Raw genomic sequence first — 26,414 nt, forward strand, 5'->3', positions numbered from 1 at the left:
GATATGGCTGAATCATCCCCGTGCGGCCTCGATATCCAGCCCGGCGTTTCTGTATTCGTTCAGCTTGTTGCGCAGGGTGCGCACGGAAATGCCCAGCAGCTCCGAGGCCCTGGTTCTGTTGCCCATGGTCGTGTCCAGGCTTTTCATGATCAGCTGCATTTCCATTTCCTGAATGGTCGGAATGCGGCCGCCGGCATCCGGCAGGACGGGGCGCTCCGCGGGCGGGGCTTCTTCATCGGCCGCAGGCGTCCATTCCTCTCCGTCCATGAGAAAATGCACGGGACGGATGGCGCCGGAACCGGCCAGCAGCACGGCCCGCTCCATCAGGTTCTGCAACTCGCGGACATTGCCGGGCCAGGCATAGGACAGAAGCCAGTCCCGCGCTTCCTGTGAAAGAGTCATCTCGCCCAGGCCGTACTCGCGGGCGTAGCGGCGCATGAAGGTTTCGGCCAGCAGCAGCACGTCGTCGCCGCGCTGGGACAGGGCGGGCAAGCGCAAAGGGATGACATTCAGGCGGTAGAAAAGATCCTGACGGAAATGCCCCTCCTCCACATGCCGCTCCAGATTCCGGTTGGTGGTGGCCAGTACCCGCACATCCACCCGGACCGTTTCGCCGCCGCCCACGCGGTCAATCTCTCCTTCCTGCAGGGCGCGGAGCAGCTTGGCTTGCAAAGCCAGATCCATCTCGGAAATTTCATCCAGAAGCAGAGTCCCGCCCGAGGCCAGCTCGAACTTGCCCAGCTTTCTCGCAATGGCGCCGGTAAACGCGCCCTTCTCATGTCCGAACAACTCGCTCTCCAGCAGATGCTCGGGCAGGGCCGCGCAGTTCACGGCCACAAAAGGCCCGTTTTCCCGGCCGGAATGGGCATGGATGTAGCGGGCGAACATTTCCTTGCCTGTGCCCGACTCCCCGGAAATGAGCACCGTGGCTCTGGACGGAGCCACCTGCCTGGCCAGGGCCAGCACCCGGGCCACGGCCGGATGTTTGCCGATGATGGAAAAATCCTTGGGGGGCGGAGCCGAAGACGCGGACGGAGCGGGCCGGACGGGAACTTCGCGGGGGAGCATCGCCCTGATCTTCTCCCAGGTCAGGGGGGCCAGCCAGTAATCCTCCGCGCCAAGCTCCATGAACTGCCGCGCCTCCCCGGAACTGCCCTTTTCCGAGAAAACCACCACTGGCACATCGTATCCGGCGGCCACCTCCAGAAAATCCTGCGCCCGGTAGCCGGGCAGGGAAGGCAGGGTGAACACGAGATCCGGCTTTTTGGATTCCAGCACCTTCAGGGCGGAAGGCTTGTCTTCCACCACTACGGCCTGGCAGTCATTGCGCTTCAGATCCGCATGAACGGGGGAAATGAATTCAGGGCGGGAAATGAAAAGGATACGTCTGGCCGTCATGGACCGGGCGTTATCCGTTCCCCCTGTTTTTGGCAATATGAAGCGCTCCTTGCCCGCCGCGTCCCCCTTTGCTAGGTGGCGCTGACAATTTTTGATTTGAACGGAATGGCCTCCGGCGGGCCGGCAAGCCTCTGCCCCCTTTGCAGACACAGGGACAACTGTACAAACGCCTCTCCCGCCAAGTCGGGTTCTGGATAATCGCTCCGGAACACAGTCCGACAAAATGGGTCCAAGGCCCTGGCAGGATGCGGGGCCTCCCGCAAAAAAATATCGCAATCATGGCCATATTATCTCCCAACCCCAAACCCGTGCTGTTCCGGGTCACCAACAACCTTAAAATTGGGGGTGTGCAACGCCGTCTGCGCGCGCTATTGCCATTGCTCACGGACCGGTACGACGTGCATGTGGTCACCTACAAAGAGCGCGGCGTCTTTTTTGACGAACTTGCCCAACTCGGTGTGCATGTCCATTTTTTGCCGAGCAAAGGACACTGGGATCCTGTGGCTATCTGGAAGCTGGCCCGTTTGTTCCGCCGACACCACGCCGATATCGTACACACCCATTCGTTTGGGGGAAATATTTTTGGCATCTTGGCCGCGGCTCTGGCTCGTGTGCCGGTGCGCATCGGCCAGGTCCATTCCCGCGGGCTACACTGGTATGGCAAAAGCAAATTCAGAAGATTCCGGCAAATTCTTGAAGAATCTGTAGTCCACGCACTATTTTCCCACAAAATTCTTTTTGTTTCTGAAGAGTCGCTCGAATATTTCCAGAAAAAAACCCATCTCCCAAATGCACGGCTCAGTGTATTGCATAACGGTCTGTCTCTGCCAGAAAACCAACAACCTTTTCTGAAATCCGCATTCAACCTTCCGGAAGACCGCTTACTGGTCGGATTTGTAGGGCGTCTGACTCCAAAAAAAGGAATTCCACTTTTTTTACGTTTTATACAACGTATAATCAAATCAGAGAATGATACATTTCATTTTGTTATTATTGGAAGTGGAAATATATCCTCGTATAAAGAAATGGCAAAAAAACTGAATATTTTGCAATTCATTACCTTTACAGGGGAGATACAGGACATACACAGGGTATATCCCCTCTTAGACGTACTCATGTTCACCTCAAAAGCAGAGCATGAGGGAATGCCAGGAGTTGTTCTCGAAGCATGCGCCCATGGTTTGCCTATTCTTGCCCAAAAAAGCAGGCCCATCCAGGAGATATCCGCCTATTATTCAAGAATTTTTTACCTCAATGACGCGGAAACTCCGGAAGTCCAGATCCGCCAGGCGTTGAACTCCCCCCCCGCAGATCTGGCCATGTTTACATCGGAGTTCTCCATTACAGCAATGCACCAACGCACAGTGAAAATATACCAGGAGCTTCTGGGAAAAAAATAATGAGCATTCTGTCATTTACTCAAGCACTCTGCAGGCCAAGCATCCCTGTATTATGCTACCATCAAGTGCGGCCAGACAGCGGCATGTCTCCCGAAAAATTCGGGACACATCTTGATATCATCAGAAAGATTGGCTTTGATACAATATCATTACTTGATCTTTATGAAATCATTCAAGAAAAAAAATCCATAACATCTCCATCAGTTGTTCTGACATTTGATGACTGTACCCTGGATAACTGGATATATGCGATCCCAGAGTTGCAGAAAAGAAATATGAAAGGCGTCTTTTTCGCTATCACAGATGATATCATGGATGGATCTGCCCGTAAGCGATCGGACCAGACAGCATCGCCCCTGGAGATACCGCCAACACCACACATCATGAGCAGAGCCCTCCAAGGCGACAAATACTTTTTCATGAACCGAAGCGAAATTTTCGCAACGGTCCATGAGCTGGGCATGGAGGTTTATTCGCACACAGCCGCCCATCAGGCTTGCTATCTGGACATGACTCCGACAGGACAACTCTCTGACCGGGCTCACTGGAGCCATCACGCGCTCTCTGGCTATGATGCGCCTCCTTCCACCCCGACATTTCCCATAGGCAGCGCCTATGCCCATAATGGTTGGGGAAAATCCTGGACCGGCGAAGAGCTCCAAATCAATTCTCCGGATCTCCGTAAGAAATTTTGCATCAAAGATTTTTTACAAAGTAAAAAAACTCTTGAAGAGATTCTCGACAAACCGTGCCCCTTTCTTTGTCTTCCCTGGGGGCAGGGAGACAACATCACTCTTGAAGCGGCGCAAGAAGCAGGCTTCCTCGGAGTGCTTAATCTCAGATACAATGCAGTGTGCGGCAAGACAGACCCGTTCTCCATAGGGCGTCTCTCTGTCAGTAGCAGAAGAAAAAAAATCTGGCTGCTCACTAAACTTTTACTTCTCGCGCATAGCACCTCTGCGCGTACTATCAACCGCCTCAGGTGGAGAAGGCCATGAATATCGCCTTTGTTAACTCCACCCGCAAGTGGGGCGGTGTGAAGAGCTGGACCCTGGACGCGGCCCGGGCACTGAGCGCCCGAGGGCACGAGATATCCATCATCGGCCGTCCGGGACCGTTCGTGGACAAGGCGGCTGGTCTGGGCCTTCGGGCCAGAGCCGTTTCTTTCGGGCCGGACTTCAACCCTCTGCTCGTGACCAGAATGCTGCGCTGGTTCCGCTCCGGAAAAACTGACCTCGTAGTAGTCAACGTGGGCAAGGACATGCGCAGTGCGGGCGTCGCGGCCAGGCTGCTCGATATTCCGGTAGTACACCGCGTGGGTCTGTCCGGAGACATGGAAGACACTTTCAAGGTCAGGGCCATGCACAAATGGGTCCGCCCGGCTCTGCTCGCCCCCTGTGCCCAGATCAAACACGGCCTGCTGAAAGAACTACGCTACCTCGGGCCCGAAGAAATCTCCGTGGTGCTGACGGGCAAGGAACCCGCCCCAGCCGTGCCGGAAAACGTCCATCGCCCCGTGTGCTTCATCTCCACCAGCCAGCTCAACGCCGACAAAGGACACAAGGACGCCCTCGCGGCCATGAGCCTGCTTAAAAAGCAGGGCCACGATTTCGAATATCATGTGGTGGGAACGGGCGCCATCGAAGCCGAACTGAAAGCTCTGGCCGACAGACTGGGCCTGAACGGACGGGTTTTCTGGCATGGATTTCAACCCGACGTACGCGCCCTGCTACGCCAGGCCGACGTTTTTCTGCTGCCCTCGATGAACGAGGGTCTGCCCAACTCCCTGCTGGAGGCCATGGCCGAAGGGTTGGTCTGCGTGGCCAGAAACGTGGGCGGCGTGGCCGAAGTCTGGCCTGAGGACGCTCCCGGCCTGCTTCTGCCCTATGGGGCCCGGCCGGAGGAGCTCGCCCGTATATTGATGGAACTGCTGGACGCGGGCGATGAACATATTCTCGCCCTGCGGCGGATTTTCTACGCTACGGCGCGGGAAAACTCCCGTGAACGCATGGTCTGTGAGCTGGAGCGCTTTTTTGAAGAGGTCGCAGGACGTGCAGTCTAAACTGATGGAAAACGGCGTCACCGCCCTGACCGGCATTTTCTTTCTTCTGTTGTGTCTGGCCCCCGCCTCCATGGACGGACTGTTTCTCGCCGTGCCCGCCGTCATTTTCTATCTGCTGTGGAAGGAAAAACGCATCGCTTCCTTCTTTCTCGACCCGCCCCTTCTGGGCTTGCTTGCCTTCATCGTCCTGGCGCTGCTGAACGTCCTTCTGGGCGCGGGAGACTACAGCAAAGCCGTCAAGCTCGGACGCTGGATTCCGCCATTTCTGCTGGGCAAATTCTTCGTCTGGAAATGTCCCGCCCGTCTGGCTCCCGCCCTGCTTTACGGTGCGGGCTTCATTGCCACGCTGTTCGCCGGCGCGGCCATCCTGTACGCTCTGGGTCTGGACAGCATGGGCGATGCATCCATCACCCTAGACGACCCGGAACTGACCTTCAAAAATCTCAGCAGAGCGGCCCTCTACGCGGGGCTGGCCGCGTTCATCCTTTTTTGCCATTTTCTGGAAGCGCCGTCTCTCTGGTACGCGAACCTGCCGCCCACTCTTTTCCTGGCCGGCGTCCTGATTCTCGCGGGCAGAAGGGCGACTTTTTCCGGGTTTCTGGCTTGCTCGGCGCTGCTTCTCGCGGCCCGCAGAAAATTCGTTCTGCTCGGTCTTGGTCTGGCTGTCGCCGTGGGAGGAATCATCGTCCTGAACCAAGCTGACCGGTTCAATATCGCGCCGGAACACCTGGCCACCCACCAGGGCGTCACGGAACGGCAGTCCGTCTGGTACGCGGCCTGGAAAATTTTTCAGGAACATCCCGTTCTGGGTGCGGGCGTGGGCACATTCCGGGAAAAGTCGGACCCCTTCGTTCAGGAGTGGTTCGCCCGGCACCCGCAGCACCAGCGCCACGAAATTTTATCCGAACCCCACAACGTGATCCTGCACACCCTGGCCGAGAACGGCCTGACCGGAACGCTCCTGCTGCTCCTTGCCTTCGCCGGAGCCGGTGTAGCGGTCTGGAAAGCGCGGGACGCCACACCGGGCGCGCTCTGCCTGTGTGGCTGCCTGGGTCTTGTCTTCGTCCATATCCAGCTTCAGGTGCACACCGTGACCAATGTGGCCGTGCTCATCTTTCTGTTGCTGGGCATGGCTCGCGGACTCGTTCCCACACCGGAGCAACCTTCGTGAACCTGGTCTACGCCGCCAGGTCCAAAATCCCCTCGCGGCACGCCAACGCCGTGCAGGTGGCGCATATGATCTGCGCCCTGGCCCCCTTGGTCGACAGCCTGAACGTCTGTCTGCCCGGCGGACTGTCCCGCAGGTTCAGGTTCCGCGCCGGGACATGGCTGTCGGCCTACGGTCGGAAATTGCCCGGCAACGTGCATGTGCATTTCATGCCGGACGGCCCGGATCACGGTTTTGAAAAACGCGTATTGGCCGTACTGAAAGAGCCGGAGCTGATTTTCACCCGCAGCCCGTGGCTGGCCTGGAAATTGGTCCGGGAGGATGTGCCGGTGCTGTTCGAATCCCATGCGGTTTCCCGCGATGCCGCACAGGTGCGGATACCGGATTTCATCCGCGCCCTGAACGATTCCCGGTCCGGTGCGGTGGTGGCCATTTCGGAACACATCGCCCAAGAATATCTCGCCGGCGGGCTGTCTCCGGAACGCGTGCTCATCGCCCCGGACGGCGTGGATGTGGAAGCCTTCGCCCACCCCGCATCCGGCGGTCTGGGCAGGCTGTTCGGCCCGGTCGTGTACGAGCGTCCGGCCATGGTTTACACGGGTTCTCTGATCCCCGAAAAAGGGGCGGCCTTTCTGGCCGAAGCCGCAGTCCGTCTGCCGCATCTGCACGTGGTCGTCATCGGCGGCAGTGCGCGGGAGTCCGCCCGTCTCGCGGCGGATGCGCCACCTAACCTCTTCACACACCCGGCCGTGCCTCACAAAAACATACCCGCCATCCTGCACGATGCGGCCATGCTGGTCATGCCCTACATGCCCACGGGAGACCTCATTTCGTACATGTCTCCCCTGAAGCTTTTTGAATATCTGGCCACAGGCAGGCCCGTCCTCTCGGCCGACCTGCCCGTCCTGCGGCCCTTTCTGCGCCACGGAGAGAACTGTCTGCTCTTCGCCCCCGGCTCCATGGACGACCTCTGCGCTCAGGCCGGGCACATTCTGGACATGACTCCGGAGGCGCTTGCCGCCATGCGCACCCGCACCGATCTGCCCACCTGGGAAAACAGGGCCCGGACCATCCTTGACTGGCACCGCGCGTTGCGGAAAAAAGCCGGGGCATGACCGGACATGCGCCGGACGGCACCCCCAAAAACTCCATCGAAAGACAGACTTCAAGCCACACAGGACATGAGTATCGCCCAAAATCAAAGCCTCCGGCTGCTGCGCCGCTGCCTCGGATATTTCAAGCCATACAGGCTGTACGTCGCCGCGGCCTTCACCGCCCTCGGTGTGGTGGCCCTGAGCACGGCGGCGGCCGCCTATCTGGTGCAGCCCGCCCTGGACAGGATTTTCATCGAAAAGGATGAAACCGCCCTCAAGCTCGTGCCGCTTCTGTTGATCGGCGTATTCCTGACCAAAGGCGTGGGCCTCTTCATCCAGAAATTCCTCATGTCCTACTGCGGGCTCAAGGTGCTGGAACAGCTCCGTTACGAACTCTTTGCCAAAATCATCTGCCTGCCCGTGGATTTCTTCGGCGAAACGCGGGTGGGCATGCTCATGTCGCGCATCATCAACGACGTGAACCTGATCAGTTCGAGCCTGCCGGAAGTGATCCGCATCACCCAGAACAGCCTGACCATGATCGGCCTTGTCGCTCTGGTCATCTACCGCGACGCGCAGCTGGCTTTCTGGGCCTGTCTGGTCTTTCCCCTGACCGTGTACCCGGTCATCTATTTCGGCCGGAAGCTGCGCAAGATCGGACGCAGTTACCAGGCCAAGATCGCGGATATCTCCTCGCATCTGCAGGAAAGCTTCAACGGCCTGCGCGTGGTCAAGGCCTTCGCCACCGAGGATCTGGAAAAGGACAAATTCCGGCAGGCCAGCAACAAACTGGTACGCATCGGCATCAAAGGAAAAATCTACAACCAGCTGTCCTCTCCCGTCACGGAGTTCATCGGCGCGGTGGGCGCGGGGCTGGTCATCTGGTACGGCGGCAGCCAGGTCATTGCCGGAGAACGCACCCCCGGCGAATTTTTCTCTTTCATGACCGCCCTGGTCATGCTCTACGACCCCATCAAATCCATCAGCCAGGCCAACAACACCATCCAGCAGGCCCTGGCCGGAGCCGAACGGGTGTTTGAAATTCTGGACGGGCCGGATCTGCGCGAGGAAGCGGGTGGAGAACTGGAATACGCGCCGCCGTTCGTCTCTCTGGATTTCGAGGATGTGTCCTTCACCTATCCCGGAAACCCGGAACCCGCCCTGCGCCACATAAACCTGAGCATCCGGGCCGGGCAACGCGTGGCCTTTGTGGGGCCGAGCGGCGCGGGTAAAACCACCCTGGGACATCTCATCGCCCGCTTCCACGACTGTCAGGAAGGCCGCATCCGCATCAACGGCCATGACGTGGCAGAATACACCCTGGAATCCCTGCGCCGGGGCATCGGCATCGTTTCCCAGGACCCGTTTCTCTTCAACATGACCGTGGCCGAGAACATCGCCTACGGCCAGCACATGGACCGCGAAGCGGTAATGCAGGCAGCCAGAGCGGCCTACGCGCATGATTTCATCCTCGAACTGCCGAACGGCTACGGCACGCTGGTGGGGGAAAAAGGAGTGAAGCTCTCGGGCGGCCAGAAACAGCGCCTGACCATTGCCCGGGCCATCATGAAAGACCCTTCCCTGCTCATTCTGGACGAGGCCACCTCGGCGCTGGACACCCAATCCGAACGCATCGTACAGCAGGCGCTGGATAACCTCATGCGCGGGCGTACCAGTGTGATTATCGCCCACCGGCTGTCCACCATTTTGTCCGCCGACACCATCGTGGTCATGGAAAACGGCCGCATCACGGCCCAGGGACCGCACCAGCGGCTGCTGGAGGAGAGCCCGGCCTACCGGAAACTGTACGAACTCCAGTTCAGGACGGAAACACCCGCCTGACAGGAACGATTAAACACCAGACGGGCATGGGCAACCCGGTCCCCACGCGGTACACTTTGGAGCCTCTGCAGGCGCGAAACGCAACATTTCACCATCAATCGAACCATGCACTTAAGCTCACTGGAAAAAATGCGCGACTTCACCGCGCGCCATCTCGCCGACGCGGCAGACCGCCCGCTGGAGATTCTCGATCTGGGCAGCGCGGACATAGGCGGCACCTACGCCCAGTTCTTCGACAATCCCAAATGGAATTACCGGGGCGTGGATCTCGCTCCGGGGCCGAACATCCACGTGGTGCTCTCCAATCCGTACAACTGGCGGGAACTGCCGACCCACTGCGCGGACGTGTTCATTTCCGGCCAGACTTTCGAGCACATCGAATTTTTCTGGCTGACCATGCTCGAAATCGCGCGGGTACTCAAACCGGGCGGACTATGTTGTATAATCGCTCCATCGCGCGGCCCCATCCACCGCTATCCTGTGGACTGCTGGCGCTTTTACCCCGACGGCTTCGCCGCCCTGGCCCGGTACGCGGACCTGGAAATTCTGGAGATACTCCATGACGGCGAGGACTGCCCTTCCTCTCCCGACAAAAGTGAAGAGTGGGGAGATCTGGTGCTGGTGGCCCGGAAAAAGGAAAACAAATCGACTGCAAGCAGTGGATATATAGACATATCTCCCGAAGCACAGATGAACGCCCAGCGGGCCCACCTGCAAGGGCAGATTGACCGTCAGAGAGCGGAGTTCGAAGAAAGCCGCCGGGAGCTGGAGCGCGACCTCGCTCTGGCCCAAACGCTGGTCCGGGAGAAACAAACAGAAATCGAGATCACCGAGGAACGCTGCCAGCAAACCCAGGAGCTCCTGCGACAGCGCGAAAATCTCCTCCGGGAAATCAAAACCCGGCCCTGGCGGGTGCTATGGCGTCATCTAAAGAAAAGATTGCAGAAGTACTGACTTGGAAAAATACTGATTAACCGCCACTTAATTCCGACTTCAGATCAAAAATGATTTCTTAAAGGGAAGAAAATCGGCTCCTCACAGTACGAATTATAGTTTCTACCTCAACATCTGTTTCCAACATGATAAAAGAAAAAATATACACGCTTGGTCAGCTAGGGAAAAAATTCTTCCAACACATTGCCAACCATGGTATTCGTAGCGCCAGCCTGAAAACGTTATCCTTCGTACAGACACGGTTACGAATAGCCCGCCATATTCCCCGGCCAGAAGGCCTTGATCCCCGTGAATGGGACATCCCCAGAGAAGAACAAAATAGTCTGGCCCCCCCCCTGGCCCAGTCAAACTACTGGCGTACTATCTGCCACAATTTCATCCCATCCCGGAAAATGACCGATGGTGGGGAGAAGGATTCACAGAGTGGACCAATGTCACTAAGGCCACTCCCTTATATCCAGGGCACAATCAGCCCGATCTGCCCGGCCCATTGGGATTTTATGACCTGCGCGTACAAGAAGTCATGCGTCGCCAAGTGGCTATGGCCAAGCATCATGGCATCTATGGCTTTTGTTTTCATTATTACTGGTTTTCCGGAAGACGTCTCCTAGAACGGCCTCTGGAGGGCTACCTGAACGATCCGAATTGTGATCTCCCCTTTTGTCTCAACTGGGCCAATGAAAACTGGTCCAGAAGATGGGATGGCAAAGATCAGGAAATCCTTATCCAGCAAGTACACAGCCCTGAGGACGATCGGAGCATCATGCAGGACTTGCTGCGCTACTTCTCCGATCCTCGATATATCCGGCTGGATGGTCGTCCTCTCTTTCTCGTCTATCACGCCAAACTCCTGCCCGACATGAAAGCTACTCTGGAGAGATGGCGTCAGTACTGCGAGGAGCTGGGTGAATTACCACCCTACTTTGTCATGGTCCAATCCTTTGACAACTGGGATCCACGACAATATGATTTTGACGCTGCGGCCCAGTTTCCTCCACATCTCAGCCACAAACCAGAGGGCTATAAACACACGTCCATTCAAGGAATCAGCTCAGATTTCACGGGTACGGTTGTCGCCTACGAAGAAATGTATAAGCAAACCTTGGCTGGTCTGAACGCGCCCTTTCCACTTTTCCCTTGTGTTTGCCCAGGTTGGGACAACACTCCCCGCCGCGGAAACAATGCCTTTATCTATGCTGGAGCAACTCCTGCCAAGTATGAGCAATGGCTTGAACAGGCCTGCTCCCATGCACTCAAGACTCTGCCCGAGGACCAAGCTTTCGTCTTCATCAACGCCTGGAATGAATGGGCGGAAGGAGCGCACCTCGAACCCAGCCAACGTTATGGATATGCTTTCCTGAATGCCACGAGCCGTGTTTTGACCTCCACAAGCGCTGCCGGCCGTGCAATACTTGATCCGTCACTCCGCCTACGCCTTCTTGTCGTATCCCATGACGCGGCCCGAGCCGGGGCCCAAATCCTTCTGTTGGAGCACTTGCGGTGGCTGACTCGTCATGCGGCGGTAGATATATATCTCATCCTCCTGCAAGATGGCCCATTACTGTCAGATTTTAAATCCATTTGCCCTGTACTGATTTGTGCTCCAGAGCATATACAAACCAATACAGTCCGAGAATTTTGCGGAAAAATAGACCTTATTTTGGGCAATACGGCAGTCGTTGCATCCGCCTACGACGTTTTGTCAACGTTTGATGTGCCCATTGTTACCTATGTTCATGAATTGGAGCAATCTCTGCAAAAATTTGCTGGGCAAGTAACGCTTGAAAAAATGTGTCATCATACCAATCACTATGTGGCCGCATCAGAGTCAATTCGGCGAAATCTAGTGTCTCGACATAATATTTCACCTGAAATAGTGCAAACGATTCACGCATCCATCACTCCTCCGTCCATTCACCCATCTCCTCGTCTCCGTGAAGCACAGCGCCAAACTCTGGAACTTCCTCAAAATATTCAGATTGTCCTTGGTTGTGGCTCCCGGGACTGGCGTAAGGGAGTTGATATTTTTGTAGAAGTGGCACGGCGGGTTCTGAAAAACCCAGATTGCCCGCCAACCATCTTCATTTGGATCGGCGGAGGAGACGATCCGTCCATTACCTCCCCCCAGATGCTCGTAAAACGCTACGGTCTGGATACGCAGGTATTGTTTCTCGGAGAACAGTCCTTTCCGCAACCTTATTTTCAGACAGCCGACATTTTCCTACTTCCTTCCAGAGAAGATCCCTTCCCTTTGGTCTGTCTGGAAGCAGCGGCCTGTAAGATGCCCATTGTTTGTTTCGATGACGTGGGAGACATGCCTGGATTCGTAAGCCTTGGCGGTGGATTTGTGGTCCCTAGAGAAAATGTAGAGGCCATGGCCGAGCGGGTGCTTCTCTTATTAATCTCCCCTGACCTTCGAAGCAAACTCGGACAAAAAGCTTTTGATAACTTTCACTCCATGCATACCACGGACATTGCCGCTCCCTTCTTGTTGGCTTTGTGCCGTGAGAAAGCAGGTAAGCCAGCTCCGGTCAGCGTTATTGTGCCGAACTACAATTACGCCAATTATCTGGAGCGTCGTCTGGCCTCCATTTTTGAGCAAAGCTTCCGGGACATAGAAGTCATTGTCCTTGACGATGCGTCCACTGATCAGAGTCTGGCACGCATCGCTCGCTGGCAACAGCGTACAAATTTGCAGTTGGTGAAAAATACCAGCAACAGTGGCAATGTTTTTGTTCAATGGCGTAAGGGATTGGAATTGGCCAAAGGAGAATTTATCTGGATAGCTGAGGCCGACGATGACGCCACTCCATCCTTTTTGGGCGCACTTCTAGCTGCTTGTTCTCGCCCGGGCGTTGTCATGGCGTACAGTATACCCCAGGTTATTGATGGAAAAGATCGACTAGTCCGCGATTTTAATTACCGCAAAAACTACCTTACTTATGCCGCTCGGGACCGGTGGACCCATAACTACGAAATTTCAGGACTGCGAGAAATCAGGGAAGTTCTGGCTATCGCAAACTGCCTGCCCAACGTATCGGCTGTAGTTTTTCGCAAACCTGACTCTGCGTTATTTGAAGATTGTCTGGCCTACCGCTGTTCTGGCGACTGGTTTTTTTACTTACGCTTAGCAGCATTGGGACGAGTTGCTTACGTTCATGGAGATTTGGCCTTTCATCGTCGCCATGATCAGAGTGTCATTGGAAAAGATCAACAGGCCAAACGCCATATTTTACGACAAGAAATGGAGCAGATTCATCATTTAGCACAAAATCTGTTTGGTCCGCTGTCAAAAGAAACTCTTGACCGAATGCAAACCTTTCGTGAATCTTTAGATCAGTAAAAACCCTCTCCTATATGAAAGATTAGAGGAGAAGGTTACTTCATAGATGGAAAAGCAAAAGAGGAAATATATGAAAAATATAGAGAGGCAGCTCATAGAAAGCATTTCATTCTCTCCAAAATCCCTTGAATTTCCAGATTCTTGGATTGGACACCTTCCCTTTGCAGCTTTTTTAATAGAAAAATGTCGACCCGAAATTTTTGTTGAGCTTGGAACACACTCTGGCAATTCATATTTTTCATTCTGCCAAGCAGTAAAGGAAAACAAAATCCAAACTAAATGCTACGCTATAGACTCGTGGAAAGGAGAAGAACACGCTGGAATATACGGAGAAGAAATTTTTGAAAAAGTCAATACGCATAATCAAAAGCATTATGCATCTTTTTCAAAATTAATGCGCATGCAGTTTGACGAAGCAGCTGACTATTTTTCAGACTCTTGTATAGGGCTATTACATATAGATGGATTTCATACATACGATGCTGTTAAACACGATTTTGAAACATGGGAAAAAAAACTCACCCCCAATGCATTTATTATTTTTCATGACATCAATGTCCGAGAGCAAAACTTTGGAGTTTGGAAGTTTTGGGAGGAAATGAAGGCTAGATATCCCCTGAACATTGACTTTCTACACTCCCACGGTCTTGGTGTCGTATTTACAGGAAATGACGAACAAAGCTTTCCATGGATGCACCCACAAACGGAAGAACAAAAAATTGTCCAGACATTCTTCCAGAATATAGGAGAAAAACAATTTCATGCGTACAACCTATTACGCGAGCAAGAAAAAAACAAATATCTTAAAGATGAGATAAATAATCTTCATATTCAATTTGAAAATCTCAAAGCAGAGCACAATATATATAAAGCAGAGTATAATATGCGTATTGATACGCTACAGAATGAGCTGACCCATAAAGAATCCTTCTTCCGTGAAACAGAGCACAATCTATATGCCGAAATCTCCTTCTTGCAGCAATCTTGCAACGAGTTTACGCAAAGCCGCTCTTGGCGTATAACCAAGCCTTTACGTATTGTTGGCCAAATAATTCGAAATAAAAAAAAGTTCTTAATTTAAACAAGGCGTTAGGTCCAGGCCTCATTAATTGAGATAGAAAATGATGGAAGCCGCGAGGCACAGAGCTGAAAAGAAGGTATGCGCGCAGCGGTCATAACGCATGGCTATTCTCCGCCAGTCCTTGATCCTGCCAAACATGATCTCGATCTTGTGCCGCTGTTTATACAGATCTTTATCGTACGAGCAGGGTCTCTTCCGGCTCCTTCTGGGCGGGATGCAGGGCGTAATGCCTCTGGCACGCAGGGCATTGCGGAACCAGTCGGCGTCATAGCCACGGTCCGCCAGCAGCTCCCTGGCCTCGGGCAAAGCATCTATGGCATCCATAAGCAGGGCGGCTCCTTTGTAGTCGCTCACCTGGCCTTCTGTGAGCGTCATGGCCAGGGGCCTGCCGTGGCCGTCGCAAAGGGCATGGAGTTTTAGTTCAGCCCGCCCTTTGTGCGTCCGATGCAGCGGGAAAGAGCCCTTTTTGAGCAAACTGGCGGCGGTACGATGGGCTTTGAGGTGGGTGGCATCGATCATCAATCGTCCATCTTTTCCCGCTGTTTTTGCCAATTCGGTAAAAATATTGTTGAAGACGCCCATCCGGCTCCAGCGCAAAAAGCGATTGTACAGCGTTTTATACGGGCCATACTCACGCGGCGCATCTTTCCATTGCAGGCCATGTTTGATGACATAAATGATTCCGCTGATGACTTTCCGGTCATCGACCCGCGGAATACCATGTGATCGTGGAAAGAAGGGCTTGATACGTTCGAGTTGTTCGGCAGAAAGGTAGAAAAGTTGGCTCATGACGTCCTCCCTGAGCACAACTAACCAACTTTCCTGATTTTTACAATTAATGAGGCCTGAGCCTAGATAGTGTCGTCAAACTATGAATAATATGGTAAGGGTCATGCCTAGTCCATGAGTCTCCATTCGACTATAAGGCTAGTCACGACAATGAAAAACAAGTATGCGAAGCGTTCAAGAATTTCAGAGGCCAAAGTCCGACAAATAGTGAAGCTGTTTGCCGTGGATTTGAATGCCCTGCAGATAGCTGAAATAGCCGGGGTAAATCGTAATACCGCGAACCGTTATCTGGCTGCTTTCCGAGAGAGGATTGCCCGGTTCTGCGAGGCGGAGTCTCCTGTTCAAGGCGAAGTTGAGGTTGATGAAAGCTATTTTGGCGCACGCCGCGTTAAAGGAGTCAGAGGCCGAGGAGCCAAGGGCAAAACCATTGTGTTCGGCTTATTCAAGCGTGAAGGTCGCGTTTATACCGAAATTGTCCCGGACTGTTCAAAAATCACCCTCCAAGGGATCATCCGGGGCCGCGTGAAACTTGAAAGCATTATTCACTCTGATGGCTGGCGCGGCTATGATGGTCTCGTAGACCTAGGCTACCAAAAACACTTCCGGGTTGAGCATGGCAACAATGAATTTGCCAATAAAAACTCACACATTAACGGCATTGAGAGCTTCTGGGCTTTTGCCAAAACACGACTTGTTCGTTTTAGGGGTTTGCCCAAGCACACTTTTTACTTTCATTTGAAAGAATGTGAATTTCGCTTTAACCATAGAAACGAAGATAGTTATAAACTTCTGCTCAAAATGCTCAGAGAAAATCCACTCAGCTAGGCATGACCCTATGGTAATATCTCTTCATGTCATAACGGGGGGGTATGTACGCACATCGACGACACGATATTTCTGACAGAGTTTGGGAAAACATACAGGCGCATCTCCCCGGCAAAAAGGGGAGCGTTGGTCGCCCGGCCGGAGACAACAGGCTGTTTATTAACGCGGTGTTCTGGATATTGCGGACGGGAGCGCCATGGCGTGATCTGCCTCCTGACCTTGGGGACTGGAAAAATACCCATCGCCGGTTTTGCCGTTGGCGTGACCGGGGTGTTTGGGAAAAACTCCTTGAGGTGCTCATGGCTGAGCCTGACTATGAGTGGCTGATGATTGATGCGAGCCATTGCAAAGTGCATCCCCACGCTGCCGGAGCGGTTGGCGGCAATCAGGCGATGAGCCGTACAAAAGGGGGCTCAACACCAAAATACATCTGGCCGTGGATGCGCATGGTATGCCGCTCAGAGTTGCTGTCACAGAAGGTACCAGAGCTGATTGCAAGGAAGCGTGTGCATTGATTGACGGCTTGAGCGCGGAGATGCTTTGGCTGATCGCGGATATGACAGCAATGAACTTATAGACAAGTATCATTGCTGTCCGGCTAAGCGATGTAATCTAACAGTTTGAAGTTATATGAATTATCGAATTTTCGTCGTCTGGGATTCAGGAGTTCATCCAAGGAGGCCTCGCCGAGCAGGTTGAGTTGAATGAGCTGGAAGAGTTGCTGTACGGAGAGTCCGAGACGGCTGAGGAATTTCTGGTACGCGAGGAGCAGGTAAACCGTCAGGGCCGTGTAAATCTGGATCAGAACCGCATTTTCCGAGTTGCCGACGAAGGTCTTTATGCGCAAATTTTGTTTGATTTCCTTGAAGAAGAGCTCGATTTGCCAGCGGTCTTTATAGATGTCGGCGATGGTTTTCGCCGAAAGCCGGAAATGGTTGGTCAAAAATTCGTAGTGTTTCCCGGTTTCCTGGTCACGATAGCCGATACGGCGCAAGCGTAAGGATTTTCCCCGGCTGGAGACTTCAATGATGTGATCGGAAGTAACGCCGGTCTTGCGATTCACGAGGCGGCGCTCCAGGAGTTTGAAAACGGCGTTGCGCTTGAGCCGGGTCACAAAAAAGACACCCTTTGCCCCGAGGATCCGAAACCAGGGATAGCTGATGAAGCCCTTGTCAAAGACCACGATGGAGCCCCTGGGCAACTCCATAGCCTGAGCTATGCGGCTTTCATGGGTTTTGGCGTCGGTGACGGTTGCGAAAGCCGGGATATGGCCATCGTGATCCAGCAAGGTATGTACTTTGACGCCGCCCTTGGCCTGCCGAAACGAGGCCCAGGGAAAAAGCGACAGGCAAAGCTTTATGGTGGTGGCGTCCAGACTGAACAATTTGGATTTGAAACGGAATTTGTGCTTCGGGGCTTTTGCGGCGCACAGGCCGTACATCTCGGCGAACAGATCCTTGAAAAAGCCTACGGGGCGAGAATTGTTCGCGTCAGCAAAGGTCGAGCGGGCCACGTTTTTCAGTCCCCAGTGATACAGGCGGTTTCCCGCAGCCTCAAGGCAGCGCAGGCCATCGCGCATGGAACGTCTTGCGGCAAGCTGGATGAAGGCCATGACCGTGAACTGCTCCTTGAAACCGAATTGACGCGACGAGCGCCCGGTTTTGTGCCGTCTTTCGAGTTTCTGAAAAACATGTCTGGGAATCAGAGATAGCGTCTGGGAGAATAGTGTATTATGGTGACTCAAGTCCAGAATCTCCTTGTGTGGCAAGATGTTGTGGTGATTTCTTTTACCACACATCGCTGAGATTTTGGACTCTTTTCTTATCCCTTAGCCGGACAGCAATGGACAAGTATAGACAAGGTTGTTGAGTCCGGCTGCCAGCCCGTCATCCCGCCCAGAAAAAATCGCAGGGAACAGCGCGATTATGACAGAGAACTGTACCGTGTACGGCACCTGGTCGAGAACGCCTTTCTTCACCTCAAGAGATGGCGTGGCATCGCCACGCGTTATGCAAAACGAAGCCTCTCCTTCCTTGCCGCCGTGCAAATCAGGTGTATCTCATTGTGGGCAGAAATAATTTGAAGACACTACCTAACCAACTTTCCTGATTTTTGCAATTAATGAGGCCTGAGCCTAGGTCAACTTGGATAAGTATTACCCTACAAAAACTATACCCGACCATTTTCAAAAGACTCCATAAGGTCTGAAAATCCCACATATGGGATCATAAGATTTCCATCATCCGACTCCTTCCAATCCTCCACCGCCGGCCACACGAATGACTTCATCCAATGAGGTCACGCCGTCACGGACTTTGGCCAGCCCGTCATCACGCAGCAGCCGCATGCCTTTGGCCACTCCGGCGGCGGTCAGGGCGGAGGCACTTTTCCGCAGCAGCATGAGCTCGCGGATTTCGTCATCAATTTCCAGCAGCTCGAAAATGGCCACGCGGCCCCGATAACCGGTCTGGCCACAATGAGCGCAGCCCTTGGGACGAAAAATCTCCCCGCCGTCCAGACCGAAACGCTGCCGTACTCCGCCGGGCATGGTGTAGGCTTCCTTGCAATGCGGACAAAGCACGCGCACCAGCCGCTGGGCCATGATGCCGATAATAGAGGATGCAAGGAGATAATCCTCCGCGCCCATTTCCAGCAGCCGGGCCACGGCACCGGCGGCATTGTTGGTATGCAGCGTGGAAAAAACGAGATGGCCGGTCAGAGCCGACTGGATGGCGATATCCGCCGTTTCCTGGTCGCGGATCTCACCGATGAGGATCACATCCGGGTCCTGACGCACGATGGAGCGCAGGCCCCGGGCAAAGGTCAGTCCCGCAGTGGTATTGACCTGCACCTGGTTGATGCCGTCCAGCTCGTATTCCACCGGGTCTTCCACGGTGATGATCTTCTTGTCCGGCGAGTTGATGTCGTGCAGTGCCGAGTACAACGTGGTGGTCTTGCCGCTGCCGGTGGGGCCGGTAACCAGAATGATGCCGTAGGGCTGACGGATGAGACTGTTGAAGCGCGAAAGTTCCCGGTCGGGAAAGCCAAGGCTGCCCAAGGAAAAGGAAATGCTCTGCTTGTCGAGGATACGCAGCACGATGGACTCGCCGTACATGACCGGCAGACAGGACACGCGCAGATCGATATTTTTGCCCGCCACCTTGATCTGGATGCGGCCGTCCTGAGGCAGGCGGCGTTCGGCGATATCCATCTGGGCCATGATCTTCACGCGGGTGGTCAGCCCCTGAAGCATACGCTTGGGCAAAACCTCGTGCTCGTAGAGGAGACCGTCGGCGCGAAAACGGACCTGCACCCGGTCCAGAAAAGGCTCCACATGGATGTCGCTGGCCCCGATCTCCACGGCCCGGGTCAGCATCTGGTTCACGGTCTTGATGACCGGCGCCTCGGAGGCCAGATCCTTCAGGCCCTCCACGTCGGCGGTCAGTCCCGCGTCCTCGACGGTTTCCTCGGGAACAGCCTCATCCGCGCCGAAATACCGCCGAATCCAGGACCGGATCAGCTCCTCCCTGGCCAGAACCAGACGCAGTTCATGCTGAGGGTACAGCCGGGCCAGCACGTCCCGCACGCGCACGGCCAAGGGGTCGTGCACGGCGAAAACCACAGCCTCCGCGTCCTGCCGTACGGGAAAGACCAAATTTTCATCCAGAAATGGAACCGGCAGAGTGGCGAAAGGTTCCGGCGAATAATTCTCGGACAGGGCTCCCGTCACTTCCAGATCGAAAAACTCGCTTGCGGCCCGCAGATAGTCGTCATCGCTCATGACGCCCATACGCACGGCGGTCAGATAGAGCGGTTCGTCGGAACGTTTGACCTTGGCCAGCCGCTCGCTTTCCTTGCGGGAAATGAGGTCGAGATCGTAGAGCTTCTGCAAAAAAGACATGAATTTCACCCGGTTCTTCTGATATAGCCGCACTACGGGCGGTTTTCCCACGTCTGATGCGGCTATTCCGTCACCATCAGATGCGTTTCGCGGTCAGGGACGCCGACCAGGCCCGTGGCCAGAGAAGAACTGTGCGACTTGAAGGCCAGGGCGTCATGCACCCACACATGCTGCACATGCTCTTCCTGAGTTCCCTCGGCCACGGCCACGGCCACGGAATAGTCCCCCGGAGCCAGAATGGGCATGCGAAAAGCAAACACTGCCTCGAGCACCTGCCCGCAGCCCACGGGAAAGCCTTCGCCATAGCGCTCCCATGTGTTGTCGCCAAAAAGAAACTGCCCCAGCCTGTCCTTGCACATGAAACCCACGATGGGCTGACTCATGGTGCGGAGGGCTCTGGCCCGGACCACCACCCGCACCATTTCTCCACCCTGGATGCTTGGCAGCATGCGGCCGGATTCATTGCGCAGGGAAACCTGAAGCAGCTCCACGCCGCCTTCACCGAATCCCTGATCGACACTCAACCCGGCATATGCAACCGGATTGTCCTCGGTGGAAAAGTCGGAAACGGCCGCCTCGGGAGCCTCCTGCGGCATGTTACTTTCCGTAGCGGGTTCGGCCGGGCCGTAAATCCCGGCCAGGTACCTTTCGCACACGGATTTGGCGCGGCCCTCGGCCTCCACCCGGCCATTTTTGAGCCATAAGGCCCGTTCGCACAGGGCCAGTACGGCGGAGGTGTCGTGACTGACGAAAAGAATGGTCCCTGTTTTCCGGAACTCCTGCAGAAAGCGCATGCACTTCTGCACAAAAAACACGTCTCCCACGGCCAAGGCCTCGTCGATGACCAGAATATCCGCCCGCACATGGGCCATGACCGCAAAGGCCAGACGGAGAAACATGCCGCTGGAGTAGGTTTTCACAGGCCGGTCCAAAAAGTCCCCTATGTCGGCGAAGGCCGCAATGCCGGAAAAACGAGCCTCCACGTCCCTGCGCTCCATGCCCAGCAACGCGGCATTCACATACACGTTTTCCCGCCCGGAAAATTCCGGATTGAACCCCGCGCCCAGTTCCAGCAGGGCTGCCACCCTCCCATGCACTGCAATCTCGCCCCGGCTTGGAGTCAGAGTCCCGCAAATGCACTGCAACAGAGTGGATTTTCCCGAGCCGTTCCGGCCCACGATGCCCACGGTTTCCCCCCGGCGGACTTCAAAGCTCACCTCCTCCAGGGCGCGGACTTCGGAATAATAAGTGCGCCGTCCCCGGAACAGCGACTGCTTGAGCCGGTCCAAGGGGCAGGCATAAATATGGAAGTTTTTGCTGACTCCGCGCAGGGAGATGGCCACGTCAGACGACATCGGCAAATCCTTTGCGCGCCTTGGCATAAAACCACCAGGCGGCTTCCAGAGCGGCCAGGGCGGCCAGCGTGTACACGGCAAGCCCGGACCAGTCCGGCATGTTGCCAAGAACAAGCACGTCCCGGACGGCGGCAATGACCGGAGCCAGGGGATTAATGAGCAGAAACTTGCGGAACTCCTCGGGCACCGCGCTCAGAGGGTAAAAAATGGGGCTCAGAAACATGAGCACCGTAAGCAGGATGGACATGAGCTGATCCATATCCCGCACATATACGCCCAAGGTGGCAAGCCCAAGGGCGCAGGCGCAGGTCAGCAGACACAGAGGCGCCAAGACCACGGGCAACAGCAGGACCGTCAGCGGCAAAGCAAGATGGGATACGGCCAGAAACAAAATCAGCACGCAGGCGCTGAGGGCTGCGTTGAACAGGGCGCTGCCCAGAGCTACGGCGGGAAGAATCTCCAGAGGAAAAATGATCTTGGTGATGTAATTGGGCTGGGAGACGAAAAGTGACGGAGCCCGACCCGCGCATTCGGCGAAAAAGGCGTACACGATGAGCCCGCAGAACAGGTACGGTGCAAATTCCACCGGAGAATCGGCCTCTCCCCATCTGGCCCTGAAAATAACGCTGAATACGAAGGTATACACGCAAAGCATGAACACCGGCACCAAAACGGGCCAGACCATGCCCAGCATGGTGCCCTTGTAGCGAGCCGCGATCTCGCGGCGCGTCAGCTGGGCCAGCAGCGTACGGTGTCGATAGAGAGAGACGAAAAAGCCGCCGGGTTTGTGGGTCATCGAAGGCATTATCTCTGAATGGCCGAAAGTTTGTGGAATGTGAGGAAGTTTAAGGAGGTGGCGCAAAACTGTCTAGCGACCTGTGCAGCCCGCACATCGGCCCGGATTTCCCGCGCTTTCAACCGCGAATGCCGGATGAAATCACGGTTCGTCCGGAGCGGGCGTATATTCCGGCACCAGCGTGGCCAGCAGGGATTTGATCCCGGCGGCATCGAAGCGCTTCGCAGCTGCGAACAGCTCCTCCAGGTGTTCACCCGCGCAGTCTGCGCAGGCCGCTTCACTGCCCAGAACCATGATCTGGTCATGACCGGTTTCCAGCACGTCCTCGCCTTCGGTGATGAGTTCCTCGTACAGCTTCTCTCCCGGTCTGAGCCCGGTGAAAACCACGGGAATATCCTCGGGTTTCTTGCCCGAAAGGATGATCAGGTCCCGGGCCAGATCGGCGATACGCACGGGCTGTCCCATCTTGAGCAGAAAAATTTCTCCGCCCCGCCCCTGCGCGCCGGCCTGAATGATGAGCTGCGCCGCTTCGGGGATGGTCATGAAGTAGCGGGTCACTTCAGGATGCGTGACCGTCACCGGACCGCCCCGCGAGATCTGGTCGCGGAACAGGGGAATCACGGAACCCGACGACCCCAGCACGTTGCCGAAACGGACGGCCATGAACGCCGTACCTTGGCCTTGCAGCCCAAGCATGATGCGCTCGGCCACCCGCTTGCTGGCCCCCATGACATTGGTGGGGCGCACGGCCTTATCCGTGGAGACCAGAACGAAGCGTTCCACACCATGCCGGACGGATGCTTCCATGATTTCCATAGAGCCGCGGATATTACTGTGCACGGCCTGCCAGGGGTTTCTCTCCAGCATGGGCACATGCTTGTAGGCCGCGGCGTGAAACACCACCTGCGGCGCGTGCCGGGCCAGTACGCTGTCCAGAAGCCCCCGGTCCTGCACCAATCCCAGCACGGGCACATAACGGGTAAATTTGTGCCGATGGCGCAGTTCCATTTCTATGGCGTAGAGATTTTCCTCGCCCGCGTCGTAGAGGATCAGAAGACGCGGTTCGAAACGCAGAATCTGACGGCACAGCTCCGATCCGATGGAGCCGCCCGCACCCGAGACCAGCACCACCTTGTCCTTCAGATACCCCTCGATGCCCCGGATATCGAGCTGCGTTTCGGAGCGGCGCAACAAGTCTTCATAGCGCACGTCCCGCATATCCTTGACCGAGACCTTGCCGCGCACGATATCCGAAAGGGCGGGCAGCTTCTTGAGGCGCAGGCCCGCGCCCTCGCTCAATTTCACCAGATGGCGGACTTCCGCCGCATTCATGTCCGCCGTATTGACCAGAAGTTCCTGAGCGCCGGTTCTCTGCGCCACGTCAGCCAACGCGGTCATGGGGCCGAACACGGGCAGATCATGGATTCTGCGACCTTTGCGGCTCAAATCGTCATCCACAAAGCCCACCAGGACCAAACCGGAATCCTTGGTATCAAGAATTTCCCGGGCCATGCGCGCGCCATCGTCCCCCGCACCAAAAAGCAGTGCGCGCACACCCGCCATCTGCGGCCGCAATACGGACGGCAGCAGGGCTGTGGCGCCGTCCTTGAGGGGCACCTGATGGGCCACACGGATCACAATACGCATGGCGCAGGACAGGCAAAAGGCCAGCAGAGGATCGAGAATCAAAACCGAACGGGGGTATATCTGCTCGTGCCCCAGAAAGGTCACATACACGACCAGGGAGATACCGGCGAAAACCATGGAACGGGCGATATGCCACAAATCCATGAGGCTGGTGTACCGCCACATGCCCCGATACAGCCCGGCAATCCAGAAAAACGCGATCTTGAAGCCCACAGCCGCGGGTAAAAGGGAAAACATCTGGCGGAAAAAGGCTTCGGGGATGTCGAACTCGAAACGCAGGCCATACGCCAGCAACAAGGCCAAGCTGAACAGCCCGGCCTCGGACAGGAGCATCACAGCCAGATTGCCGTATCGGGAAAGATTCATACCGCCGCCCCATCGCGCAGGGCGGCTCGCAGTACCCGGACCACAACTCCGGCGTAGCGGCTCATGTCGTCGGGGGTGATGGTGGGATGAACCAGAAGAAGCAGACTTCTCGCGCCCAGAGAGCCGGCAACAGGCAGCGGAGCAGCCGGCCCCATTCCGGCGCGAACAAATGCCTGTTCGCGGTAGATTTCCGGGCAGACACCGGCAAAAGCGGGCATGCCTTGGGCCGTGATTTCAGTCACTACCCGGTCACGGCTCCAGCCGTCCCGTAAGAATACAGCATCGAGAGCCAGATAAAATTTATAGTATGCGTGAAAGTAGTCCGGCCCCGGCACATGTATCTCCACACCGGCCAGCTTGCCCAGCTCTCTGACGAGGAATGCTGCGTTTTCGCGCCGTCGCGCTACCCAAGTATCCAGTTTCCCCAGTTGGATGCGGCCGATGGCGGCCTGCATCTCAGTCATGCGCCAGTTGGTCCCGAAATTCTCGTGCACAAAGCGGAAGCCCGAACCCGAATGCGGCGCATTCATGAGCTCCCAGCTTTTACCGTGGTCCTTGTAAGCCCAGGCCCGCCGAAAAGCCGCCTCGTCATCCAGGAGCAGCATCCCGCCTTCCCCGCCCGTGGTCATGATTTTGTCCTGACAAAAGGAAAACGCCGCCGCATGACCGAAAGAACCTACGGGACGCCCCTTGTAGCGCGCGCCATGAGCCTGGGCGCAGTCTTCGATGACGATCAGGCCATGCTTCCGGGCCAACTCCAAAATGGGCTCCATGTCGCAAGGCCAGCCCGCCAGATGCACGCAAACAATACACTTGGTCCGGGGCGTGAGTACGGCCTCGATACTTTCTGCGGTCACATTGCGCGAAACCGGATCCACATCGGCCAGCACGGGACGTGCTCCCCGAGCCACCGCGCAGCTAGCCGAAGCGATGAACGTCCAGCAGGTGGTGACCACCTCGTCTCCGGCTCCAATGCCGAAGGCCTCCAGAGCCAGTTCCAAGGCCAGAGTCCCATTGGCCAGAGCGATAGCGTGACGCCTCCCCGTATAGGCCGCGAATTCCTCCTCGAACGACCGGCATTCCTGCCCGGTCCAGTAGTTGACGCGGCCGGACCGCAATACACGAAGCGCGGCCTCCTGCTCGTCAGGAGCGAAATACGGCCAGGGAGCGGATAAGTTCATGACTGGTACCTTACAATACGGGCGGGAGAGCCCATGACCACGGCATTGTCGGGCACGTCCCGAATAATCGTGGAGCCAGCCCCTGCCAAAACATTCGAGCCGATTCGCACACCCTGAATGACCTGACTGCCGATTCCAATCCAGGAGTCCTGACCAACATGTACGTTGCCGCCCAGATGGACTCCGGGACAAACATGTGTGAAATCTCCAATAAGACAGTCATGATCCACAGAGGCACACGTGTTAACAATAGCATGGCAACCCACAAAGACCCCGGGTTGCAATACAGCCCCGGCACAAATGACTGTTCCAGAATCAAGCGAGGCTGCCGGATCGACCCAAGCTGCGGGATGCACCAAGGTAGTCCACAAAGCTTTTGTACACATGGCGACAATGCGCCTTCTGATTGCCCCATTACCAATACCGCTCACTGCCGCACCTCGCTCCACCAACGAAAATTCGGTCAGAGAGCCCAAGACAGGAATACCCATGACCGAAGCCCCATGCAGCGATGGCGCATCGTCATAAAATCCTGCAACATCCAAGCTCAGAGCCCGCAATATCCCCAATACGACTTTACCGTGACCGCTCGCCCCCAAAATACAGATTCCACTACTGTGCATCCGGACTTCCTGTAAATCTAGGCATAGTCTCGTGTCCTGACGCACTCACGCCTTTTTTGCAAAAAACAGTTTTTACCGTCAGCCACAGAATTTTCATATCCAGAGACAAGCTCCAATTATCCACATACCAGATATCTAAAGAAAATTTTTCCTCCCAGGACAAAGCATTACGGCCATTGACCTGGGCCCACCCCGTGATGCCGGGTCGCATCTCATGCCGTCGAGCCTGTTCCGACGTGTAGAGAGGAAGATATTCCATAAGAAGTGGACGAGGGCCTACCAAGCTCATATCTCCACTCAGCACATTCCACAGCTCGGGAAGTTCGTCCAAAGACATACTCCGTAAAGAACGCCCCACAGAGGTGATTCTCTCCGAGTCGGCAAGAGGCTCACCGGAAGCATTCACAGCTTCGCGCATGGTTCGGAATTTGATCATGCGAAAAGGACGCCCATGCAAGCCTGGACGCGTCTGCACAAAAAAAATAGGGCTCCCCAACCCCACACGCACGATCAAAGCCACGACGATTAAAATGGGGGCAGACAAAATCAGGAAAGCCAGAGAAAAAATAACATCCAAAAAACGTTTCAT

At 55.5% G+C, this 26,414-nt stretch carries 20 protein-coding genes and 2 pseudogenes; 12 read left to right on the forward strand and 10 right to left on the reverse strand.

Translation table 11 applies throughout. From position 1 onward, the window contains the following. Nucleotides 1-12 precede the first annotated feature (12 nt). Complete coding sequence (locus AXF15_RS02485; RefSeq protein WP_066602852.1) at nucleotides 13-1,398, reverse strand: sigma-54 dependent transcriptional regulator; 1,386 nt, start codon at nucleotides 1,396-1,398, stop codon at nucleotides 13-15. A 278-nt stretch (nucleotides 1,399-1,676) separates the two neighbouring features. Here AXF15_RS02485 and AXF15_RS02490 point away from each other — a divergent pair, with 278 nt between their 5' ends. From AXF15_RS02490 to AXF15_RS02540, 9 genes are all read left to right on the forward strand, one after another. Then, complete coding sequence (locus AXF15_RS02490; RefSeq protein ID WP_169793574.1) at nucleotides 1,677-2,798, forward strand: glycosyltransferase; 1,122 nt, start codon at nucleotides 1,677-1,679, stop codon at nucleotides 2,796-2,798. Beyond that, nucleotides 2,798-3,796: a polysaccharide deacetylase family protein gene (locus tag AXF15_RS02495; protein ID WP_066602856.1), complete on the forward strand. Its 999-nt coding sequence runs from the start codon at nucleotides 2,798-2,800 to the stop codon at nucleotides 3,794-3,796. Before AXF15_RS02490 ends, AXF15_RS02495 begins: the two co-directional genes overlap by 1 nt. Then, nucleotides 3,793-4,860, forward strand: coding sequence for a glycosyltransferase (locus AXF15_RS02500; protein ID WP_066602859.1), 1,068 nt, complete (start codon nucleotides 3,793-3,795; stop codon nucleotides 4,858-4,860). The genes AXF15_RS02495 and AXF15_RS02500 overlap by 4 nt, the downstream gene beginning before the upstream one ends. Continuing rightward, complete coding sequence (locus AXF15_RS02505) at nucleotides 4,850-6,031, forward strand: O-antigen ligase family protein (protein WP_169793576.1); 1,182 nt, start codon at nucleotides 4,850-4,852, stop codon at nucleotides 6,029-6,031. Before AXF15_RS02500 ends, AXF15_RS02505 begins: the two co-directional genes overlap by 11 nt. Next, nucleotides 6,028-7,143, forward strand: coding sequence for a glycosyltransferase (locus tag AXF15_RS02510; protein WP_066602865.1), 1,116 nt, complete (start codon nucleotides 6,028-6,030; stop codon nucleotides 7,141-7,143). The genes AXF15_RS02505 and AXF15_RS02510 overlap by 4 nt, the downstream gene beginning before the upstream one ends. 66 nt (nucleotides 7,144-7,209) lie before the next feature. Next, a complete protein-coding gene (locus AXF15_RS02515) occupies nucleotides 7,210-8,964 on the forward strand; it encodes an ABC transporter ATP-binding protein (RefSeq protein WP_066602869.1) in 1,755 nt (584 codons plus the stop codon). Between the two features lie 129 nt (nucleotides 8,965-9,093). Continuing rightward, entirely contained in the window at nucleotides 9,094-9,918 is an 825-nt protein-coding gene (locus AXF15_RS02520; RefSeq protein ID WP_066602872.1) for a methyltransferase domain-containing protein, read from the forward strand. Nucleotides 9,919-10,282: 364 nt separating this feature from the next. Next, nucleotides 10,283-13,261 carry a glycoside hydrolase family 99-like domain-containing protein gene (locus AXF15_RS13270; RefSeq protein WP_257721630.1) on the forward strand — a complete coding sequence of 993 codons (2,979 nt, stop codon included), beginning with the start codon at nucleotides 10,283-10,285 and terminating at the stop codon, nucleotides 13,259-13,261. 46 nt (nucleotides 13,262-13,307) lie between these two features. Continuing rightward, complete coding sequence (locus AXF15_RS02540; protein ID WP_066602890.1) at nucleotides 13,308-14,342, forward strand: class I SAM-dependent methyltransferase; 1,035 nt, start codon at nucleotides 13,308-13,310, stop codon at nucleotides 14,340-14,342. A 24-nt stretch (nucleotides 14,343-14,366) separates the two neighbouring features. Here the strand turns inward: AXF15_RS02540 and AXF15_RS02545 are convergent, their stop codons facing one another. Continuing rightward, nucleotides 14,367-15,131, reverse strand: coding sequence for an IS5 family transposase (locus AXF15_RS02545; RefSeq protein WP_083517813.1), 765 nt, complete (start codon nucleotides 15,129-15,131; stop codon nucleotides 14,367-14,369). Nucleotides 15,132-15,281: 150 nt separating this feature from the next. On the opposite strand from AXF15_RS02545, the gene AXF15_RS02550 reads away from it, so the two are divergent. Both AXF15_RS02550 and AXF15_RS13275 read left to right on the forward strand, forming a co-directional pair. Beyond that, nucleotides 15,282-15,956 (forward strand): IS1595-like element ISDeor2 family transposase, encoded by a 675-nt coding sequence (locus AXF15_RS02550; protein WP_066602895.1) that lies wholly within the window; start codon nucleotides 15,282-15,284, stop codon nucleotides 15,954-15,956. A gap of 44 nt (nucleotides 15,957-16,000) precedes the next feature. Next, nucleotides 16,001-16,538 (forward strand): annotated as a pseudogene (locus AXF15_RS13275) (IS5 family transposase); the annotation flags it as partial. A gap of 16 nt (nucleotides 16,539-16,554) precedes the next feature. Here the strand turns inward: AXF15_RS13275 and AXF15_RS02555 are convergent. Further along, nucleotides 16,555-17,754 carry an IS4 family transposase gene (locus AXF15_RS02555; RefSeq protein ID WP_236884760.1) on the reverse strand — a complete coding sequence of 400 codons (1,200 nt, stop codon included), beginning with the start codon at nucleotides 17,752-17,754 and terminating at the stop codon, nucleotides 16,555-16,557. 66 nt (nucleotides 17,755-17,820) lie between these two features. On the opposite strand from AXF15_RS02555, the pseudogene AXF15_RS13280 reads away from it, so the two are divergent. After that, nucleotides 17,821-18,039 (forward strand): annotated as a pseudogene (locus AXF15_RS13280) (IS5/IS1182 family transposase); the annotation flags it as partial. A gap of 156 nt (nucleotides 18,040-18,195) precedes the next feature. Here the strand turns inward: AXF15_RS13280 and AXF15_RS02560 are convergent. The 7 genes from AXF15_RS02560 to AXF15_RS02590 all read right to left on the reverse strand — a co-directional run bounded on the left by AXF15_RS02560 (nucleotide 18,196) and on the right by AXF15_RS02590 (nucleotide 26,414). Then, the gene (locus tag AXF15_RS02560) at nucleotides 18,196-19,857 is read right to left on the reverse strand and encodes a GspE/PulE family protein (RefSeq protein WP_066608594.1); all 1,662 of its coding nucleotides are present in this window, start codon (nucleotides 19,855-19,857) and stop codon (nucleotides 18,196-18,198) included. Between the two features lie 62 nt (nucleotides 19,858-19,919). Then, nucleotides 19,920-21,212, reverse strand: a complete 1,293-nt coding sequence (locus AXF15_RS02565; protein ID WP_066602898.1) for an ABC transporter ATP-binding protein — start codon at nucleotides 21,210-21,212, stop codon at nucleotides 19,920-19,922. After that, nucleotides 21,202-22,008, reverse strand: a complete 807-nt coding sequence (locus tag AXF15_RS02570; RefSeq protein WP_066602900.1) for an ABC transporter permease — start codon at nucleotides 22,006-22,008, stop codon at nucleotides 21,202-21,204. Before AXF15_RS02570 ends, AXF15_RS02565 begins: the two co-directional genes overlap by 11 nt. A 141-nt stretch (nucleotides 22,009-22,149) precedes the next feature. After that, nucleotides 22,150-24,021, reverse strand: coding sequence for a polysaccharide biosynthesis protein (locus tag AXF15_RS02575; RefSeq protein WP_066602903.1), 1,872 nt, complete (start codon nucleotides 24,019-24,021; stop codon nucleotides 22,150-22,152). Beyond that, the gene (locus AXF15_RS02580; protein ID WP_066602906.1) at nucleotides 24,018-25,202 is read right to left on the reverse strand and encodes a DegT/DnrJ/EryC1/StrS family aminotransferase; all 1,185 of its coding nucleotides are present in this window, start codon (nucleotides 25,200-25,202) and stop codon (nucleotides 24,018-24,020) included. The genes AXF15_RS02575 and AXF15_RS02580 overlap by 4 nt, the downstream gene beginning before the upstream one ends. Beyond that, nucleotides 25,199-25,825, reverse strand: a complete 627-nt coding sequence (locus AXF15_RS02585; RefSeq protein ID WP_066602913.1) for an acetyltransferase — start codon at nucleotides 25,823-25,825, stop codon at nucleotides 25,199-25,201. The genes AXF15_RS02580 and AXF15_RS02585 overlap by 4 nt, the downstream gene beginning before the upstream one ends. Then, nucleotides 25,815-26,414 (reverse strand): sugar transferase, encoded by a 600-nt coding sequence (locus AXF15_RS02590; protein ID WP_066602918.1) that lies wholly within the window; start codon nucleotides 26,412-26,414, stop codon nucleotides 25,815-25,817. Before AXF15_RS02590 ends, AXF15_RS02585 begins: the two co-directional genes overlap by 11 nt.

It is taken from the genome of Desulfomicrobium orale DSM 12838 (genome assembly GCF_001553625.1).
GTDB classification, from domain to species: domain Bacteria; phylum Desulfobacterota; class Desulfovibrionia; order Desulfovibrionales; family Desulfomicrobiaceae; genus Desulfomicrobium; species Desulfomicrobium orale.